Source organism: Victivallis vadensis (genome assembly GCF_003096415.1).
Lineage (GTDB): Bacteria > Verrucomicrobiota > Lentisphaeria > Victivallales > Victivallaceae > Victivallis > Victivallis vadensis.
On sequence record NZ_QEKH01000009.1, the window covers coordinates 116,050 to 131,591 of the forward strand.

Sequence of the window (15,542 nt, forward strand, 5' to 3'; positions counted from 1 at the left end):
CTAATCCCGCACCAGTTTCAGAATCCGCTCAGCAAACAATTCCGGCCGGAAACGCTCCACGGAACGCCGTCCCGCTTCACCCATCTTCGCCGCCAACGCCGGATCCGCGAGCAGCCGCCCGATTCCCGCCGCCAATCCGTCCACATCGCCCGGCGGAACCGCGATGCCGTTCACGCCGTCCTCCAGCCACTCCGTCACGCCGCCGACCGCAAAGCCGACCACCGGGATGCCGCGCGCCATCGCCTCGACTCCCGCCAGTCCGAACGGCTCCTGCCAGCGCGACGGAAACACCGCCAGCCGCACATTCCCCGCCCGCGTCCACGGTTCTGGATCGAAATCGACAAATTCGACCCGGCCGCGCAAATCCGGCCCGGCCATCACCGCGTCGAGCAGCTTCCGGTCGCGGTTGCGGCCGATCACGACCGCCCGGCCCGGCTGCCGCACCCGCGCGAACGCCCGCAAAAACAGGTCCGCTCCCTTGCCCCGCAGAATCTGGCCGACGAACACCGCCGCCGGTTCGCCTTCTCCCGGCGGAACAGGGTCCGCACCGGGACACGGCGGCGGAATCTTGTGCAGCAGCAGCGGGTCAAAACCGTTCATCGCCAGCTCTTCCAGCATGAAATCCGACGCCGCGGCCACCATGCCGCACCGGCGCGCCGCCGCCAGCGTCCGCTCGAATGCCGCAAACGGCGGCACTCCCCAGCGCCCCGACTCGCCCTTGACCACCGGGGCGCAACAGAAACAGCGCAGCCTGCCATACGGCTTCCAGCAATTCCGGCGCCGCAGCAACGTATATTTGTGCCGTCTCGGACAGCAGAAATCGTGATCGTGCACATAGAGCAGAGTACGGTTCTTCCGGTTCCAGCCGTCCAGCACGGCCGGATCGGCGGCCCGGTGCAGAATCACCAGATCGAACCCCTCCGGAAATTCCCCCCAGGGAACCAGCCCGTCGAAACCGACGGCGAATCCGTCCGCGTTTCCCGTCGTCCGGAACGAGCCGTACACCTCGCATCCGGCGGCGCGCAGCGCGGCGGCGGCATCGAACACAAACCGCTCGATCCCTCCGCAAAAATATCCCTTCTCGGAGACCTGACAGATCCGCACTGCGTCACCGCCGTTTCTCATTGCAAAGCTCCTCATAGAAGGCTTCCAGCCGGGCGACAATCCGGGGCCACCGGTAGTTTTCCTCCAGATCGCGTTCCGCCCCTTCGCAGATGCGGCCGCGCAATTCCCGGTCGGCGCGCGCCGCCCGGCACTTCTCAATCAGTTCGTTCAGGTCGGCCGAATCAAAAGCGAGGCCGTTTTCTCCGTCACGCACCAGATGCTCCAGACCGCCCACCCGGGCCGCCACCACCGGCAGCCCCGCCGACCACGCCTCCAGCACCACAATGCCGAACGGCTCATGGCGGGACGGCAGCACGAAAAGATCGGCGCAGCGGTAAGCGGCGACCAGTTCGGGAGACGACGGCTGGAAACCGGGAATGATCGTCACGCACTCCTCCAGCGCGTTTTCCGCGATATAGGCTTTCATCCGCGCAAAATAATCGGTCGCGGTGATCGGCCCGACCAGCAGCAAATGCAAATCCGGCATCTCCCCGCGGAGCCATTTCATCATTTTGAGCAGCTGCATCTGATTTTTCTGATAGTCGATCCGGGAGACGCAGAGCACCACGAACTTTTCCCGCCCGATCCCGTAACGGCGGCGGAAGCCCGGATCCGGAGCCGTCCGGAACCGCTCCGGATCCACTCCGTTCGGCAGATAGATCACATTCTTCTCCGGGAACTTCGCCGCGACGCGCCGGTATTCGTCATAGCCGACGCAGACGATCCCGTCCGCGCGCGACATCGGGTCGAAGTTCTCAAACCGGACCAGGTCCAGCAGCCTGCCGTAGTTCAACGAATGTTCCAGCGGGCGGCACATCTCGCGGATCTCGCCTTCCGGCACATTCAGCGCACCGCCGTGCAGCGACATCACGAAAGGAATCCGCACCCGCCGCGCCGTCCTGCACGCCTGCACCGCGAGATGCCCCATCGTATGGCAGTGAATCACATCGGCCTTTTCCGTCTCCAGAGCCCGGATCAGCGCGGGCGAAAAGGGATTGCCGCCCTTCTTGTCCAGCATCCGGCGGCGCATTTTCGACAGCGGGAAATAGGGATATGAGTAGCCGAAGCGGGAAATGCGGATGCCGGAGACCTCCTCATCCCCCGTCCGATCCAGCGCGGATGTGCAGAAAATCCGGGCGCCGTGTCCGTCGCGCAACAATTCGCGCGCCGTGTTGAACACCACGGTTTCGGTACCGCCCCACTCCTGGAAACTCATCCGGCGCAACAGGTTCGCTATCTGCATAATACCCTCGCTTCACGTTTGGAGTTGTCACGCCGGCCGCGGTACAGCGAACGGCGCTGAAGATACCGGTAACGGATTCCGGCCGCGACGGTACCGGCTTCGCCCCGCCTGGCGAGGTACGCGAAATCCCGGAACGTTTCAGCCAGGAACGGCAGCAGGAAGTTCCGGAAGAAACCGGTCTCCCCGCCGAAAATGGCGGCGTCAGCCCATCCTTCATTGTAGAAACGGGTCCGCAATTGCGCCGGAGTGTAGTTGTGGGAGTGCTCGACCCGGGCCTCCGGCACATAGACCAGTTTGCGCCCCTCCAGCGCCATGCGGTGCGCCCACTCCACGTCCTCCGAATAACGGAACTCCGGGTTGAACGGCCGCTCCAGCAGCAGCTTCCGCGGAATCGCCGAGGACGCCAGCGAAAAGAAAAATTTCCATTTCGCCGCAATGGAGCCGTCGCCGAACGCCCGCTCGTTATCCTTGCGGACCAGGGCGAACGCGTCGGGGCGCGGCAGCTGATTTGCGAAAGCCGCGGCAACCGTCCCCTCGCTCTCCTCCAACGGCCGCACCAGCTTTTCCAGCCAGCTTTCATCCAGCGGAACGCAGTCGGAATTGTTGAAAACCAGCACGTCGCCGGAGGCGATCCGGGCCGCTTCATTCACCACCCGGCCCGGCAGGTAATCCCCGGCCCGGCCGTTCACCAGCCGGTCCGGCTTGAAGGAACGGACGATTTCCAGCGTGCCGTCGGTCGAGCCGGAGTCGAAGACGATCAGCTCCGCCTCCCGGCTTTGGCGGCGCAGCATCTCCAGCGTCCGCCGGATGCACCCCTCGTCATTGAAGGAACGCACGATCAGAGAGAGTTTCATTTCCCGCCTTTCTGCAGGTCGAAATAGAGTTTGGAAACGTTCAGCCCGTGATAATTCTTCCGGAAAAAACCGTCCGACAGATTTGCAATCAGCTGCAATCCCCGCCCTGCTTCGGCATCCATCAGGAAGTCGTCGAAACCGCCGCCCTCCTCCGGCTTCGGCAATTCGATTTCGAATTTCCGCGCCCGGTCCAGAAACGTCACCTCCACCCGGCCGTTCTCCAATGCGACCGACACCATGATCTTCGGCCGGATGCGCGGCCGGGTCGCAAAACCGTGCATGATGATGTTGTTGAAAAATTCCACGGAAGCCAGCTCTATCTCCAGCAGTTTGAACTCATCCACCCCCGCCCCTTTCAGCGCCCGGTGCAGCTCCTCGGAAAAGGTCTTGCTGTTGGCCATGTCCACCGTATACGCCGCCGAAAGCTTTACCGCCGCCGAAGTGGAATCCCGCCGCCCGAAAGAGATGATCGAAACGTCGTCGCTGGTTTCGGTATATCCGGCCTCCTCGATGCACTCCGCCAGCAGATAGGGGATCTGCCCCTGGCTGATATCGACATTGGATTCCACCAGCAGTTTCACAAACTCCTCGCGGGACATCTTGTTGCTGTTGATGTCGCAGGTATCCATCACACCGTCGGTCATCGAAAAATAACGGCAGTCGCGGTCAAACGTTTCGTGAATCACATCCTCCGCCGTATATTCGAACTCCTGAAACCAGCCGATCGGAATCCCGCCTTTCATACCGGGATCGCGGTAGTCGATCCGGTGCTCGCGCTCATCGTAACGGAAAAGCCCCATATGGCCGGCGCTGATATAATCGAGCGTCTCCTTTTCGCAGTCCGCCAGCACCGCGAGACAGGTCATATAACCGCGATGGTCGAATTCGGTACAGAAATAAGCGTTCAGCCGGTTGAACAGCTCCGGCAGCAGGTTGTCAGGATCGGCCGCCTGCTCGATAATGGTCTTGCTCCACCCCATCACCACGCTCATCTGCATCGCGGCAGAAATTCCATGCCCGGCCACGTCGCCGATAAAGATCAGATAGCGCCGCCCTCCCAGTTCGATCAGGTTGTAAAGGTCGCCGCCGATCCCGTACATCGGTTCATAAAGAGAGGAGAGAAAAAGGTCATTGTTGCAGACAATCCAGTCCGGCAGCAGCAGCGCCTGCATCCGGGAAGCGGCGCGGATATCATTGACCACACTGGAATAGTGCTTGATCTGCAGATGGGATTTCCGGTAACGCTCGATCGCTTCGCGGACACACTCCAGAAACTTCTGCGGCATGATCGGCTTGCTGACCAGCACCACTTCACCGTCCGCGGAAAAGTGTTCCACCAATTCACCGTGCGCCGAATAATCGAGGAAACCCGGTATGATCACCGGCACGATCGAATCGATCCGGCGGAACATATCCAGAAACGCCGCGGCGCTCTCGTCCAGAATCGACACGGCGTAAATCACCGCGCTGCAACCGCTCTTCCGATGGAATTCCGCCGCTGCCTCCTGCGAGCTGAACACTTCGACCCGGTAGGGTTCGTTCTTCAGGATTTCGAGAATCAGTGTACGGGTCGCCCGGTCATCATCGACGACAATCACCGTAGTCTCGTCACCTTTCGCCGACATACCGTTTCTCCGGCAATATTCAGACGGCAAATGACTTGACGGCAGTACCCAGATCGTCGAAAATATCGAAGACACGATAGGCGCGGGTGATTTCGAAAATCATCCTTACCTTGGTGCTCAGGTTGGCAAGCTTCAGCAGCCCGCCGTTCTCCTGGGAGAAACGCAGACAGAAGACGATCACTCCCAATCCGGTGCTGTCCAGAAATTCCAGCTCCTGCAGATCCATCGCCACTTTGGGGGCCTGGGCGGCCAGGCGGCGATACTGCGACTTCAGTATTTCGGAATTTTCAGCGTCGACCCGGTCCGTCATCAGTCTGATGACCAGGACGTCGTCAATCATTTCGTGTTTGATTTCCATAATGTAACCTTAATCATGATGTTCCAGTCTGCCGCTATTAATATATACAATAAATTTTCATTTTCAAGTTTATAACTCAAAAAATAAATATTTCAACTTTATTTTTCCAGTTGATATTTTCCTCCGTTTTTGAGCTTGAAAAATCGCTTTGCGCATCTTATACTACATGCAAGCCATCAAATACGGGAAAGGGAAATATTCCATGATTTACCACGACTTCGGCAAAACCGGCTTCCGGATCTCCGCACTCGGCTTCGGAGCCATGCGGCTGCCGATTCCGGAAAACGCCGACCGGGAGGCCACCGCCGACCTCGGCGACGCCGTCGAACTGCTCCGGCACGGCATCCGTTCCGGCATCAACTACATCGACACCGCCTATTTCTACTGCAACGGCCGCAGCGAGCTCGCTGTCGGACTCGCGCTGGAGGACGGCTGGCGCGACCGGGTCGCCCTCTCCACCAAACTGCCGGTAGGGGACGTGAAAAAGCCGGACGACGCCCGCCGCATCCTGGAGGATCAGCTGCGCAAGCTGCGCACCGACCATATCGACTTCTACCACTTCCACGGCATCGGCCGGGACGCCTTCGACAACATCATCCGCCCGCTGAAGCTGATCGAGCTGATGGAGAAATGCAAGGACGAGGGGCTGATCCGCCACCTCTCCTTCTCCTTCCACGATCCGAATCCCCATACCATGATCGAACTTCTGGATACCGGCGCCTTTTCCTCGGTGCTCTGCCAGTACAACCTGCTCGACCGCAGCAACCTCGCCGGTATCCGCCACGCCCGTGAGCTCGGCGTCGGCGTGGTGGTGATGGGGCCGGTCGGCGGCGGACGCCTCGCCTTCAAGGGCGGCGTATTCGAAGACGCCCTCGGCGGCAGGCTCTCCACACCGGAGCTGGCGGTCCGTTTCGTGCTCAGCACGCCCGGCGTCTGCTGCGCCCTCTCCGGCATGGGCGATGCCGGAATGGTCGACGGCAATGTGCGTGTCGCCTCCTCCGACACCCGCCTGACGGAAGCGGAACTCGCCGCCGTCGACCGGGTCGCCGCCGATTGCGACAAACTCAAATCGCTCTACTGCACCGGCTGCAACTACTGCACTCCGGTCTGCCCGGCCAAGGTCAACATTCCGCGCTGCTTCGAAGCACTGATCTACGACCGGGTCTACAACCTCGCCCGGACCGCCGAACAGCGCTACCGGGCGATCCCCGGCAACGACAAAGAGCGCAACGCCTCCGCCTGTGTCGGCTGCGGCGCCTGCGAGAAGAAGTGCCCGCAGCACATTCCGATCCGTCAGCGGCTCCGGGAGTGTGTCGAACGGTTCCGTTAGAAACCGTTTTTTCTTCCGGTTTCCGCCCGATTGCCCCGTGACGGAGTTGACAATTGCAGCAGGAGCGGTTATACTATAAAATTGAAACTGTTTCAATCGAGGGAGAAGTCGCATGGCCACCGACATCAACACACTTGCGGAGATCTGCGGAGTCTCCAAATCGACTATTTCACGGGTTTTCACCGGCCGGGCCAAAGTCAGCGAGGAGCTCCGCAACCGGGTTCTGCAGGCGGCGCGCGAATTGAACTACCGCCCCCAACAGGTAATGGCGCGGGACTGTGTCGCAATCGTGGTCAACGATCTGCCCAACCCGAACCGGCGCACCAGTTTTTCGGAACGGATCCTCAATCAGGCGGTATTCGAAATCACCCGGCGCAATCTGCTGTCGGAAATCATTTCCGTGGATGAATTGGCCCGTCTCTACAACGGTTACACCAAAGCGGTGCTGCTGCTGATGTCCGAAAACTACATCGAGCAGCACCTCGAACAATTCCGGCGGCTTTCGATGCCGATTCTGACCGTAAACAAACAGTATGATTTCAGTTCGTCGGTCAATACCGACCACGGCGAAGGCGTCCGGCTTGCGCTGGAGCACCTCCACGCCGAGGGACACCGCCGGATCGGCCTGACCGTCGACCGCTTCAACAATCAGGCCGGACGCGAACGGCTCGAAGCCTACCGCAAATTCATGACCGCCGCCGGGCTGCCGGAGCTGCCGGTCGTGCAGTACACCGACCAGGATTACGCCGGTTCCAGCGCCGGGCTGACCACCCTGCTCGATTCGCAGCCGACTGCGTTGATCGCCTGTGGCGAAGGTGTCGCCTTGCCGGTGTTCCACGAGCTTCAGGAGCGCGGATTCCGGATTCCGGACGACATCTCCCTCATCACCGGCGAACTCGCCGGCGTCTCATGCTGGATGACCCCGGAGCTGACCACAATAGACCAGGACCTCGACGCCCTCGCCCGCGCCACCATCACCCAGTTGGTCACCCGTATCCGCAACCCGCAGCTTCCGCGCAGTTCCAGCTGGCTGCCGACGACCCTGATCAAGCGTAACAGCGTGAAAAAAATACAGTGACCGTGTTTGTCCGTAAAATCGGTTGTACCGGCGCTGCAGCCGGAGTTGCACCAAACCAAAGAGGAGGAATCACCATGCTCAGACAACTGTCCGCCGTCGCCGCATCCGCCGCATTCATCACACTGCTGGGGAGCGGATGCTCCACCCCGCAGCCGATCGTGCGCAATTATCTTGCGGCCGAACCGACCCGCGATGCAAAACTCGGCAACGCCAAACTCAAACTCTTTCTCGACGAAAAGCTCGGGGATGAAAATATCCCCTGCTCCATGCTCTACGTCGAACTGCCCCACGACGAAACCATGGCCCTCCGGCGCCTGGAAAGCGCCGAAACCATCCTCGTTCAGTCCGGCAGCGGCATCCTGACCGTAAACGGCAGAAAAATTCCGGTCGGCCCCGGCAGCGCGGTCTTCATCCCCGCCGGAGCCACCCAGAAACTCTTCAACAACAGTTCCGAAACCATGAAGTACATCTCCGTGATCGTCCCGCCCTTCCGCGACGACGAATGCGAATTCATCGATCAGGACTGAAACCGGGGTGTCTCCGGCGGCCGGTGGCAGATATCGCCCACAGAACAAATAAACTGATAGATACTAACCCCTTATTCGGGAAGGCCGCCGTGGCGGACGATCTTGCCGAGTTCGAGGTAGATCACGTCCTCGCAGATGTTGGTGGTGCAGTCGCCGATCCGTTCGAGGTGGCGGGAGATGAAGATCACTGAAATATAGTATTCCGCCAGTTCGGGGTGTTGCTTGATCAGCTCCTCGGAGCGTTCGATCACCTCCCGGTTCAGTTCGTCGATCCGGTCGTCCATGCGGATGGTTTCGTTGGCTTCGAGGCAGTTGCGCGCCACCAGCGCGTCGAGGGCGGCTTTCAGCATCTGCCGGGCGATCTCCATCTGCGGAGCGAAGTCGATCTTCTCCTCCGGGAACACGCCGAAATCGAGTTGATGCAACACCTGTTTGGCGATGTTCACCGCGAGGTCGCCGATCCGTTCAAGCTCGTTGTTGACCTTCAGAAAGGTGACGATGTAGCGGAGGTCGCCGGCGACCGGCTGGTGGAGGGCCAGAATTTTCAGGCACTCCTCCTCGATCATGATCTCTTCGCGGTCGATCGCGTCGTCCTGCTCGATCACGCGGCGGGCGAGCGTTTCATCCGCCTGCTGCGCCGCCTCGACGGCCTGCTGCACCGCGTGTTCCACCTGCGCGGCAAGGTCGCTGACCATCCGCTTCAGCCGGACGATTTCCTGTGCGAGATGTTCTCTCATATCTGTTTTCCTGTCGATAAAGGTTTGGTTATGATGCCAATGCGCATGAATCACCCGAACCGGCCGGTGATGTACTCCTCGGTCTTCTTCTCGGAGGGATTCGTGAAGATTTTCTCGGTCCTGTCGTATTCGACGATCCGGCCCTTGTAGAAGAATGCGGTGTAGTCGCTGATGCGCGACGCCTGCTGCATGTTGTGGGTCACGATCACCACGGTGAATTTCTCGCGCAGTTCCAGCACCAGATCCTCGATCTTCAACGTGGCGACGGGGTCGACCGCGCTGGTGGGTTCGTCCATCAGCAGGATTTCCGGTTCGGCGGCGATCGCGCGGGCGATGCAGAGGCGCTGCTGCTGGCCGCCGGAGAGGGCGAGGCCGGACTTCTTGAGCTTGTCCTTGACCTCGTCCCACAGCGAAGCGCCTTTCAGGGCGGCCTCGACCCGGTCGGCGATCTCACTCCTGGAGAGCTTGAAGTGCAGCCGCATCGGATACGCGACGTTGTCGAAGACCGACATCGGGAACGGCGTCGGCTTCTGGAAGATCATCCCGACCTTGCGGCGCAGTTCGAGCACGTCCACCGCCGGATCGAGGATGTTCCGCCCGTCGATCAGCACCTGCCCATCGGCGCGCTGGCCGCGGTAAAGTTCGAAGATGCGGTTGTACACCCGCAGATGGGTGGACTTGCCGCAGCCGGAAGGGCCGATCACCGCGGTGATCCGGTTCGCCCGGATGTCGAGATTGTTGTCGAACAGCGACTGGACGGCTTTCGTATAGAAGAAGTTCAAATTCCGTACCGATATTTTGACCGGACTGTGATCCGCTTCAGCGTTCATGATGTTTCTCCTTGAAGATGATTCGGGTTGCGATATTGAGCAGAAGCACCATCGCCGTGACCACCAGCGCCGCACCCCAGCCGGCGGCGTGCTGCTCGTCGAACGGAGAGTTGGTGGAGTATTCCGTGATCAGCACCGGCAGATTCGCGGTCGGCCCCTCAAAGTAGTTTTTCGGCCAGCTGTCGCTCCAGAGCGCGGTGAACAGCAGCGGGGCGGTTTCGCCGCTGACGCGGGCGACCGCGAGCAGAATGCCGGTGATCAGGCCGCTGCGGGCCGAGCGGCAGATGATCTGCAAGGAGGCGCGGGCGCGGCTCGCGCCGAGCGCCAGCGCCGATTCGCGCAGCGCATCCGGGACCATCAAAAGCATATCCTCCGTGGTGCGCATCACCACCGGGAACATCAGGATCGCCAGCGCCACCGAACCGGCGAATCCGGAAAAGCCCCCGCACGGCACCACCAGCACCGCATACACGAAAAGGCCGACCACCACCGACGGCATCCCCATCATCACATTGGCCGAGAAGCGGATCGTGTCGCCGAGCTTCGTACCTTTGCCGAATTCAGCCAGCCAGATGCCGCCGAGAATCGCGGGCGGGATGCCGAGCAACGCCGCGCCGAAGGTGATCGCCAGCGTGCCGAGCAGCGCGTTGGCAATGCCGGAATTCATCGCGCCGTAGGGTTTGGAGCACTCCGTCAGAAAGTCCCAGCTGATCACCGCGACGCCGCGGCGGATCACCGTATACAGAATCCAGACCATCGCGGCGACCGCGACGGTCAGCGCGAGCACCGAAAGCGCCCGCACGACCCGGTCCAGCAGCTTGCGGCGGAAGAGGCCGCGCCGTTTCACAGGAGCAATCGAAGTCATCTTACCGTTCCCCCCGTTTCGAGCCGGTCATCATCAGATAGTATTGCGCCAGCACCTGCACGCCGAGCGCCAGCAGCAGCAGGATCAGCCCGAGCGCGAAGAGCACCGAACGCATGATTCCATCCGCCTCCGCGAAGTTGTTCGCAAGCGTCGCCGCGATCGTGGTGGTGCTGCCGTACAGCGACTCCGGGATTTCGACCACGTTGCCGATCACGAAGAGCACCGCCATGGTTTCGCCCAGCGCCCGGCCGAGGCCGATGAAAACGCCGCCGAGCAGCCCCCGGATGCCGTAACGCATCACGATGTCCTTCGCGGTCTCCCAGCGGGTGCAGCCGATGCCGTAGGCGGATTCGCGCAGCATTCCCGGCGTCATTTTGAACACGTTGCGCATCACCGCCGACATATACGGCAGGATCATCAGCGCGAGGATCAGCGAAGCGGTCAGCAGCCCGAAACCGTTGCCGTCCACGCCGAAGCACGGGATTTTTCCAAGTCCGAGCGTTTCCGACAGGAACGGCTGCACATGATCCTGCATCAGCGGCACCAGGATGAACAGCCCCCACATGCCGTAGATCACGCTCGGAATCGCGGCGAGCAAATCGAGCGCCTGGCTCAGCACTTCGCCGATCCCGGCGGGACAGTCGACCAGATAGAGCGCGGTCACGAAGGCCGGCGGAATCGCCAGCAGCAGCGCGAGCGCGGTCGTGAAAATGGTGCCCGCGATCGCGGGCAGAGCGCCGTATTCGTTCGCCACCGGATCCCACCCGGTCCCGGTGATGAAGTCCGGGCCGAATTCCCGCCAGACCGGAGCCGCGCCCCAGCCGAGCTGGATCAGGAACGCGACAAGCACCAGCGGCAGCAGCACCGCGCTGGCTCCGGCCAGCAGCCGGAACAGCCGGTCCAGCCGGGAAGCCGAGAGTGAAAGTGTGTTCGACATGATTGCGTTACCGGTCTGTGCGTGACGGGGTTGTCAGTATTTCACCGGCCGGCCGTTCGCGCGGATCTCCTCCGCCCACGCGGCCCGGACCTGTCCGATCACGTTTTCAGTCAGCGGCACGTAGTTCAGCCTGGAGGCCGAAACCGCCCCGGCGGTGTAGCACCAGTCGAAGTATTTCAGCAATGCCGCCGCCTTCTCCGCGTCGGGCTGGCTGCGCTGCACGAGGATGTAGGTCACACCGGTGATCGGCCAGCTCTGCGCGCCCGGCTGGTCGGTCAGGACCATGTAGAAACCGGGGGCGTTCTTCCAGTCGGCGTTCGCGGCGGAAGCCTTGAAGGTCTCCGGCGTCGGAGCGACGAAGTTGCCGTCCTTGTTCTTCAGCGCGACCATCGAGAGCTTCGCCTCGACCGCGTAGGTGTATTCGGTGTAACCGATCGAACCGTTGATGCGCGCGACGTTGTTGCAGACGCCCGGATTCTTCTGGCCGCCGATGCCGACCGGCCACTTGACCGCCGGCCCCGCGCCGACCGTGTCGTTCCACTCTTTGGAAATCTTCGACAGGTAGTTCGTGAAGATGAAGCTGGTGCCCGAGCTGTCCGAACGGCGCACCACCGTGATCTTGATCTTCGGCAGCTTCACCCCGGGGTTCAGCGCCGCGATGGCCGGATCGTTCCAGCGCGTGATCCTGCCGAGGAAGATGCCGGCCAGCGTCGGCTGATCGAGCTTCAGCGCGCCGGGTTTCACGCCGCGCAGATTCGCGATCACCACCACGCCCCCGGTCAGCATCGGGAACTGGCACAGATTCGCCTTGTCCAGCTCCTCTTTGGTCAGCGGATTGTCGGAGCCGCCGAAATCGATGGTCCTATCCTTGATCTGGTTGATTCCGGCGCCGGAACCGCTGCTCTGATAGTTGACTTCGATCTTCCCGCCGGTGGACTGGCCGAAGTTGTAGCTCCAGACCCGGTAAACCGGGGCCGGGAACGACGCGCCCGCGCCGTTGATCGAAATATCCGCCCCGGATGCGGCGGCAAGCGGCAACATGGAAAGCAATGCAAGTTTTCCGAACAGGTTCATAATCTTCAGGTGCTCCTTCATTGGTTGTCCCCCGGTTTATTCCGAAACGAATCTCTCTTTCCCGGGGGGTATGCCATATAAGATAGCCGCCGATTGTTAGAAACCTGTTAGAGAAGTATTAAGAGTTAACATATAATATCCGGCGAAATCCCGGTTCAGGAAACTTGCACATCGCGTAATTCCCCCCGCCCGCCCCATCTGCGCCGCAGGGGGCGCCGCCGACGGCGTTTCGAACTTTTGTACCCATTTTATTCCCGTCATGCCTTGCAAAACCGGAAACCGCATGTATATTCTGCACATGTTGCCGGTGGTTATGTAAAACGCCGCAACCGCAAAAGAATCCGGCCGCCCGCCGGTCCGGATTGTGTTTCAAGTCCGCAAGGGCGTATAGCTCAGTTGGTTAGAGCGTCACGTTGACATCGTGAAGGTCACAGATTCGAGTTCTGTTACGCCCACCATCCTTCGCTCGACGAAGTCGAGCTACGGATGGCAAGCCATTCTTTTCCGCGAGCAAAGCGAGTGAAAAGGATGAGCGCAGACAGGAGTACCCGCAGGCCCAGCCGGACCGGCCGAAATCTTTTCCATCAGGCAAAAAAGTGCCATGCGCCTTTTCGGTGGACGCCGACCGCTCGCCGGAGGCTTCCGAATCGGGGATGCTGAAATTCCGCATCCCCATTTTCTGCGCCCGGGGGCCGTTCCAGCGGCGTGTCTCTTGATGGAAAGAGCTTCAAAAAGTTTTCCGGGAGCGCGACGATCTTCGGATGCCGGTTTTCTGGAGTTATATCTCGCCAACTGCTTTCGCCACGCTCCCGGCCCCGGCTGCGTTTGCCTCGACTATTTCCTGATTATGTGATCCGCTACTGAGAATCACAGACGGCCGGGGCGGTCAGAACGAGAATTCGCGCAGAAATGCGTGAAGCACTGTCCGGCGGATTTCACCGGCCAGCGAATAAGATTTCCGCACCTTGATCCGGCCGGTACGGCCCGGGATCATCGGAACGTCCGCCGGCGGCGAGAGCGTGACCCGGTAGAGGGTCGCCACCGGTTTGAATTCCGCCGACGGCGGAACCGGCGGATAACACGAGACCGGTCCGCCGAACTGCCGGATCAGCGCCGAATCCTTCAGCATGGCCGGAACCGGATTGAGCGATTCGATCCGGCACGGGATCGAGCCGAGTTCGCCCGAGGGCTGGAATTCGACCTCGTCCCCGGGGCGGATGTCATGGTAGCCGTCCTCCTCGACATATCCCAGCACCAGACACTCCGGCGATACGATTTCGCCGAGCACGGCTCCCTTCTCCAGCCAGCGGCCGGGTGAAAGCTCCCGGAGGCCCGGCACGAAAATCCCCGCGGTTTCCGCCCGGATGTCGAGATTGCCGCGGCGGCGCTCCATCTCCCCGAGGGTAAGCCGGTCGGACAGCAGCCGCTTGTGCGCCTGCGGCCCGAGGCCGAGCGTATCGGCGGATGAGCGGAAAATTTCCAGCTCCGCCCGGTCGTACTCCACGATCAGCCGGTAGCGGCGGATGTTGAACTCCTGAAACACATTGCTCAGCGCCAGAAGCGGATCGCCCGCGGCGACCTGCCGCGGCTCCGGCGGCAGCTCCGTTTCGGCAAAGCCCGATTCGGCGACGGTGACCAGAACCCGGTTCCGGGAGGCGATCTCCGCCGGGAAGGTCAGCGACCACGGCAGCGGCACCAGAAAAACCGCCAGCAGCGCCAGGATTCCGGCCAGGAGCAGCGCCGCCTTGCGCACGTCCATCTTCCTGCGGAATCCGGCCAGATATTGATATTCCCGGTAAAACGGCAGCCAGAGCATTGTGTAGCAGCTCAGGCAGACCAGCGCCAGCGCCACCGGTTTGGCGAACTGGAAGTAGACGATCAGCACGATCGACAGACTCAGGAACAGCCGGTACGCAAAGGAGCCGACGCCGAAGAGATACAGCAGCGCCGGCGACGCGCCGTGGGTGTCCGGAATCCGGCCGAGGCCGAGAAAGAACCGGCGGTTGACCCCTTTGACGTACTCCGCCGAACGCTGCATCAGGTTGTCGATGTTCAGCAGGTCGCAGAGGATGTAGTAGCCGTCGTAGCGGATGAACGGATTGCCGTTCACCAGCAGCGTCCCGGCGGCGCTGACCGTGAACAAATAGAACATGGTCGACCGGAAGGGGCCGGGAGCGGCGTACACCCAGCACAGCGCCGCCAGCCCGCCGAAGATCAGTTCCACGGCGATTCCGGCGAAGTCGATCATCAGCCGTTTCCGGCGCGACAGCCTCCACGAATCCGACAGATCCGTGAACAAACGCGGATAAAAGACGATGAAACTCACCCCCATCGCGCGCACCCGGCAGCCGTAGCCTTTCGCGACGTAGGCGTGGGCCAGTTCGTGCAGCGTTTTCGCGATCAGGAGCGCCCAGAAGTAGTTGACCAGCCCCGTCCACGACAGGGAGTCGACGAAGGCGCGGCCGACCTCGTTGAGCTGGCGCAGCAGCAGCACGTAACCGACCAGCGAAGCCGCGAGGATCGCATACCGCACCAATGGATTGAAGAGCATCCGCACAAACGGCATGGTTCCGGTGAAAAACCGGTCCGGATGAAACGCAGGCAGCTTGAAGAACAAATAGGAACCGGCAAGCCGTTCCGGCAGGGTTCTCCCCTTCGCCTCCCGGAACTGCCGGGTCCGCTGCTCCATCGAGCCGTACTCCGGCAGCAGCAGATTGTTGGCGTTCAGAAAGCCGGTCAGGGCGTGCAGCTCCGCCGGTCCGGCCTCGATGCCCGCCGCCTTGAGCCGGGCCGAAAATTCGTCCAGCTCATAGTTGCGGTCCATCAGAGAAAGCATCGAAGCGGTGCGCGCATCCAGCTTGTAATAGTGATCCGAAACCGGGTCGAACAGCATCGGGTAATCCCCGTGCTCTCCCGGCGGGATCAGTTCGATGTCCCGGCGCAGCTCGCCGGTCATGGGTACGTTCCTTTTCCGCTGCAT

The 15,542-nt window shown here is 61.3% G+C and carries 14 protein-coding genes and 1 tRNA gene; 4 read left to right on the forward strand and 11 right to left on the reverse strand.

From position 1 onward, the window contains the following. Genes C8D82_RS07115 through C8D82_RS07135 form a run of 5 tightly spaced genes read right to left on the reverse strand, consistent with a single transcriptional unit; the run spans position 1 to position 5,184 of the window. Positions 1-1,125, reverse strand: coding sequence for a glycosyltransferase family 4 protein (locus tag C8D82_RS07115; RefSeq protein WP_165832900.1), 1,125 nt, complete (start codon positions 1,123-1,125; stop codon positions 1-3). Beyond that, complete coding sequence (locus tag C8D82_RS07120) at positions 1,109-2,347, reverse strand: glycosyltransferase family 4 protein (protein ID WP_116883581.1); 1,239 nt, start codon at positions 2,345-2,347, stop codon at positions 1,109-1,111. The genes C8D82_RS07115 and C8D82_RS07120 overlap by 17 nt, the downstream gene beginning before the upstream one ends. Then, positions 2,338-3,201 carry a glycosyltransferase family 2 protein gene (locus tag C8D82_RS07125; RefSeq protein WP_116883582.1) on the reverse strand — a complete coding sequence of 288 codons (864 nt, stop codon included), beginning with the start codon at positions 3,199-3,201 and terminating at the stop codon, positions 2,338-2,340. The genes C8D82_RS07120 and C8D82_RS07125 overlap by 10 nt, the downstream gene beginning before the upstream one ends. After that, positions 3,198-4,826, reverse strand: a complete 1,629-nt coding sequence (locus C8D82_RS07130) for an ATP-binding SpoIIE family protein phosphatase (RefSeq protein WP_116883583.1) — start codon at positions 4,824-4,826, stop codon at positions 3,198-3,200. The genes C8D82_RS07125 and C8D82_RS07130 overlap by 4 nt, the downstream gene beginning before the upstream one ends. A 19-nt stretch (positions 4,827-4,845) precedes the next feature. Further along, on the reverse strand, positions 4,846-5,184 hold the full coding sequence (locus C8D82_RS07135; RefSeq protein ID WP_116883584.1) for an STAS domain-containing protein: 339 nt from the start codon (positions 5,182-5,184) through the stop codon (positions 4,846-4,848). A gap of 202 nt (positions 5,185-5,386) precedes the next feature. On the opposite strand from C8D82_RS07135, the gene C8D82_RS07140 reads away from it, so the two are divergent. The 3 genes from C8D82_RS07140 (at position 5,387) to C8D82_RS07150 (ending at position 8,119) form a co-directional block, all read left to right on the forward strand. After that, positions 5,387-6,514 (forward strand): aldo/keto reductase, encoded by a 1,128-nt coding sequence (locus tag C8D82_RS07140; protein ID WP_116883585.1) that lies wholly within the window; start codon positions 5,387-5,389, stop codon positions 6,512-6,514. 112 nt (positions 6,515-6,626) lie between these two features. Beyond that, a complete protein-coding gene (locus C8D82_RS07145) occupies positions 6,627-7,592 on the forward strand; it encodes a LacI family DNA-binding transcriptional regulator (RefSeq protein ID WP_116883586.1) in 966 nt (321 codons plus the stop codon). A gap of 74 nt (positions 7,593-7,666) precedes the next feature. Next, positions 7,667-8,119 (forward strand): cupin domain-containing protein, encoded by a 453-nt coding sequence (locus C8D82_RS07150; RefSeq protein ID WP_116883587.1) that lies wholly within the window; start codon positions 7,667-7,669, stop codon positions 8,117-8,119. Between the two features lie 71 nt (positions 8,120-8,190). Here C8D82_RS07150 and phoU read toward each other — a convergent pair whose 3' ends face one another. Genes phoU through pstS form a run of 5 tightly spaced genes read right to left on the reverse strand, consistent with a single transcriptional unit; the run spans position 8,191 to position 12,562 of the window. Then, positions 8,191-8,856 (reverse strand): phosphate signaling complex protein PhoU, encoded by a 666-nt coding sequence (gene phoU, locus C8D82_RS07155; protein WP_116883588.1) that lies wholly within the window; start codon positions 8,854-8,856, stop codon positions 8,191-8,193. A gap of 50 nt (positions 8,857-8,906) precedes the next feature. Further along, positions 8,907-9,686 carry a phosphate ABC transporter ATP-binding protein PstB gene (gene pstB, locus C8D82_RS07160; RefSeq protein WP_116883589.1) on the reverse strand — a complete coding sequence of 260 codons (780 nt, stop codon included), beginning with the start codon at positions 9,684-9,686 and terminating at the stop codon, positions 8,907-8,909. Further along, positions 9,676-10,551: a phosphate ABC transporter permease PstA gene (gene pstA / locus C8D82_RS07165; protein ID WP_207776086.1), complete on the reverse strand. Its 876-nt coding sequence runs from the start codon at positions 10,549-10,551 to the stop codon at positions 9,676-9,678. The genes pstB and pstA overlap by 11 nt, the downstream gene beginning before the upstream one ends. 1 nt (position 10,552) lies before the next feature. Then, positions 10,553-11,488: a phosphate ABC transporter permease subunit PstC gene (pstC, locus tag C8D82_RS07170; RefSeq protein ID WP_116883590.1), complete on the reverse strand. Its 936-nt coding sequence runs from the start codon at positions 11,486-11,488 to the stop codon at positions 10,553-10,555. Positions 11,489-11,521: 33 nt separating this feature from the next. Further along, the gene (pstS, locus tag C8D82_RS07175) at positions 11,522-12,562 is read right to left on the reverse strand and encodes a phosphate ABC transporter substrate-binding protein PstS (RefSeq protein ID WP_206212613.1); all 1,041 of its coding nucleotides are present in this window, start codon (positions 12,560-12,562) and stop codon (positions 11,522-11,524) included. 381 nt (positions 12,563-12,943) lie between these two features. Between pstS and C8D82_RS07180 the strand changes: the two genes are divergently transcribed. Next, positions 12,944-13,020, forward strand: a tRNA-Val gene (locus tag C8D82_RS07180). Between the two features lie 428 nt (positions 13,021-13,448). Here C8D82_RS07180 and C8D82_RS07185 read toward each other — a convergent pair. After that, a complete protein-coding gene (locus C8D82_RS07185; RefSeq protein WP_133245100.1) occupies positions 13,449-15,542 on the reverse strand; it encodes a zinc metalloprotease in 2,094 nt (697 codons plus the stop codon).